Origin of the sequence: Yaniella sp. (genome assembly GCF_030453185.1) — a bacterium.
Lineage (GTDB): Bacteria > Actinomycetota > Actinomycetes > Actinomycetales > Micrococcaceae > Yaniella.
Genome location: NZ_JAKDKW010000130.1, coordinates 1 through 3,805 on the forward strand (window position 1 = coordinate 1; position 3,805 = coordinate 3,805).

Consider the following 3,805-nt stretch of genomic DNA (forward strand, 5'->3'; position numbering starts at 1 on the left):
TCGGATGTACGCTACCGGTTCGTGATCGACGCGACCACGATCTAAGCCTCGATGATCAGATCACTCTGTGGAATCGAGCAGCAGGGTAGGAATTTCCCCGCCGCTATTTCCCGTGCACGAATGCCACCTTGATGGTTCATGTCGACTTCTCCCTGTAATTTGATGACCTTACAAGAACCACACATACCTTCTTGGCAGTTCATAGGGATCCGAACACCGGCGGCCTTGGCAACGTCAAGTACTTGCTCCCCAGCGTTGATCCGAACATTCTTGCCGGTCTGGGTAAACGTCATGACGAACTCGCCTGTACCAACGGTTTCGAACTTCGTGGTGTCTTCATAGAATTCTTCCACAGGGGCCACAATGTCGATGGCCTCGGTTGGGAGCCCGTCTGATTCCAGGATGGTTTCGGCATTGCGATTTGCCGTATAGAATTCCAGCTCGGAAGGTTGCGGTTCGGAGAACTCTTCGGTTGCCGACTCAGGGAACTCTTGGGCAATTTCGGAAGCAAATGCTACTTCTTCACGGTATTCCAGTTGCGTTTGACAGTCGCCCGAGAAAAACTCCATATTGATCGACGAATCATCGACTCCAACATGGCGGAGCATCCACGCGGCAGCATTCAAATAGCCTTCGGGGCCACACGCATACACTTGCCGACCATTCGCATCGGCGGCGACTTGTTCAATCATCGCCGGCGTGAGGCGCCCAACCATGCCTTCCCAGGTTCCCGGTGAACTGCGATCACCAAGTGAGTAGTAGATGCTGATACGTGAATCCGTCGCAGCAAGATGTCCAAGTTCCTGAGAAAAGGCGAAGCTGCCTGGTGCAGCACCGTGGTAAAGCAGCACGACTTCTGCGTGTCCCGGTAGCGAATGCACGGTTCGTATCATCGACATCAACGGTGTGATGCCGGCCCCTGCAGCCAAGAGCAAGTATCGAGCGCGACGATCCACATCTGGCAAGTGAAATGCACCGACGGGGCCCAGCATTTCTAGCACGCTACCCGGGCGCACATTTTCGTGAATCCAGGGAGATACCAGACCATGAGAATCCCGTTTCACGGTGATGTCGAAAGTCCAGGGTGCCGTCGGTGCACTAGAGATCGAGTAACTGCGACTGACACCAACTTCGTCCGGACCATAGATCGGAAAATCGATATTCAGATATTGTCCTGAACGAAAAGCCAATGGCGCCCCATCGACACGACGAAAGACAAAGGTCATCATATCGCCGGCTTCAGGTATTGTCTCGACGCATTCGGCCAAAAATTCCTGTGGGTACCACGGGTTCAGTGCCTGAGCTGCGCCCGCTGGTGCGGCTGTGCTGTTCAGCACACGGTTCCACGGCATTTCCATACCGCGGATTCGTTGAGCATCAGTGATTGGTTCTGCGGTAATCGTCATGCCATGTACTCCCGCATACGCAGTGTGTACCAGTTGATAAAAGCCTCGACCTGATATTCGCTTTTCATATACGGGCCTTGTTCATACATTGGACTCCTGACACCCTGCTGGCAAAGCTCAACGAACTGTTTATCCTGCAGGTTGGTTTGTTTCCATGTATGGGTGAGTTTCTCAACGTCATAGTCCACCCCTTCGACTGCATCATCAGCAACGAGCCAGGTTGTGCGCACTAAGGTCTGGTGATCGTTGATCGGGAATGCGCTGAAGGTGATTACGTGATCCGATAGGAAGTGAAACCAGCTATTGGGTTGCAAGTGCATCGAGCAGCGTCCGAGACGAAAGTCGCGCAAGTCCCCTAAAAGTTTTTTTGATAACCGGTGTCCGTCAGTTGAGAACGACTCCCCGTCACCATCGAGGGCCTCACGTGAAATGCGAATTCCTGCCACACGCGTATCCAACTCTTCAACGACTTCATATGGCAATCCATAGCGTTGACACCTCTGTTCAAGTGAAGCTTGTGCACTTTGGTTCCTCCCCCAGACATCTTCGAGATGTGCGGGAACGGTCTCGTCAGTCAGTCCCCACGTTGGAAACAGTGAGCAGGCCAGCTCGGGATGTCCATCGCAGTGATAACACTCGCGATTATTCTCCATCACCAGCTTCCAATTGCCTTCCTCGATGATGTCTTGCTGATAGGCAACCTTGGTTTTTGCCAACTCGTGGGGAGCAACATAGGGCTCAAAGACTGCAGCTGTCTGGTCAAAGTCCTGTGGCGGTTCATCGGCCAAGCATACGAAAATAAGTCCGGCAACAGTACGACCGTGTGCTTTTTTCAGGGCGAAGCACTTCTTATCGAACTCAATCTCTCCTGGAGCCGAGGCATGTATGAGATCGCCGTCCGGCGCGTACGTCCAGGAATGATAACCACACACCAGGTTGCCGGTGGTACCCGAGTTCTTCGTGAGAACTCGGGCGCCCCGGTGGCGACAAACATTATGCAAGACATTCACTCCGCCATCGTCATTGTGCAACACAATGAGTGAATACGGCCCATAATCCACGGTGACATAATCCCCCGGCTCGGGCATTTCAGCGATGCTGGCAGCAAATATCCACTGCTGTCCGAAGATGGCTTCCATATCAAGCTGAAAAAGATCCGGATCTGTATAGAACGGTGCCGACAGAGAAAAGCCCTGTCTTCGAGTATCGAGTAATCGCTTGATCTCGACGATCTTTTCAGCATCCACACGGGAGGTCGAAGTCTGACGCATCGGTAAAGGGCTCAGCATTTGGGACATCGTCATTCGTATCCATTCACGTAAAGGAATCGTTATCGGCACCAGCCGCTAATTATCCAAAGCCTTTGTCAGGAACCTTGCATGTGCCGTTGATCACTACTCTACGAATACGGGGTCTTGCAATAAAAGCGTGAGAATTTTCCGAATTCCATGCAGAATAGGTGCATGATCGATTCTCGGCTCCACGTGCTTCGAACATTTGGCACGTGTGGAACAGTATCTGCTACTGCAGAGTTGACAGGTTACTCACCTTCGGCGGTCTCGGCACAGCTCAGGGAGTACCAACGTGCGCTGGGCATGAAACTTTTGGTCAAGGATGGTCGGGGTCTGCGGCTCACCTCCACCGGACGGTATTTGGTCGAGCGCTCGGACGAGCTGATAGAGCAGTGGGAGCATATCCGGGCTTCTGCACTTTCTGCAGGTGAGCAGACTCCAACAGATTTTGGTATTGGAGGTTTTTCAACGGCAGCATCGAATCTTTTGGCGCCGTTGGCCGCTCATATGAAACGCACGAAGCCGCAGGTTCATGTTCGTGTTGTAGAAGCACCGCCTGCCCGTTGCTTCGAGCTACTAGTTGCCGAGCGGATCGATCTTGCCGTGGTCATTGCCATGCAGGCTGATGTGCAGGTCGATGATGATCCGCGATTCGAACAAATTATTTTGCTCAACGATCCATTGGACGTCATAGTATCTTCAGAACACCCAGTGGCCGGACGAAGCTCGGTGACCCTAAACGAACTTGCTCGGGAGGACTGGATCACAGATGCGCCCGGATCGTCATATCGGTCCCTATTCACGGCTGCCTTCACCGCCGTAGGCATCACACCGCGGATCACCCACGAGATTGCCGAGTGGGAGACCTCCATAGCGCTGGTCGAAGCGGGGGTCGGGATTGGTTTGATGCCCAGGCTGGTCAGTTTGGAAAGTGTCCGCGATGTAGTGCGCGTACAAATCGCTGGTGACCACGTCCCCACGCGAAGGATCGTTGCCGCAATGCGGGCTGGAAGCTTAAAGTCGCCGCTCATTCGAGACTCGCTGTCGCACCTCCGTGATACCGCCCGCATGATTCTAGGGACTCGTCTCGAACAAGAAAGATAGCCT

General features: G+C 53.3%; 3 protein-coding genes. 1 reads left to right on the forward strand and 2 read right to left on the reverse strand.

Going from position 1 to position 3,805, the window contains the following annotated elements:
• Nucleotides 1-41 precede the first annotated feature (41 nt).
• Together L0H14_RS12030 and L0H14_RS12035 are read right to left on the reverse strand one after the other, a co-directional pair.
• Nucleotides 42-1,406, reverse strand: a complete 1,365-nt coding sequence (locus tag L0H14_RS12030; RefSeq protein WP_301421947.1) for an iron-sulfur cluster-binding domain-containing protein — start codon at nucleotides 1,404-1,406, stop codon at nucleotides 42-44.
• On the reverse strand, nucleotides 1,403-2,695 hold the full coding sequence (locus tag L0H14_RS12035) for an aromatic ring-hydroxylating dioxygenase subunit alpha (protein ID WP_301421949.1): 1,293 nt from the start codon (nucleotides 2,693-2,695) through the stop codon (nucleotides 1,403-1,405). Before L0H14_RS12035 ends, L0H14_RS12030 begins: the two co-directional genes overlap by 4 nt.
• A 174-nt stretch (nucleotides 2,696-2,869) precedes the next feature.
• Between L0H14_RS12035 and L0H14_RS12040 the strand changes: the two genes are divergently transcribed.
• A complete protein-coding gene (locus L0H14_RS12040; RefSeq protein ID WP_301421948.1) occupies nucleotides 2,870-3,802 on the forward strand; it encodes a LysR family transcriptional regulator in 933 nt (310 codons plus the stop codon).
• The last annotated feature ends 3 nt before the right edge of the window (nucleotides 3,803-3,805 follow it).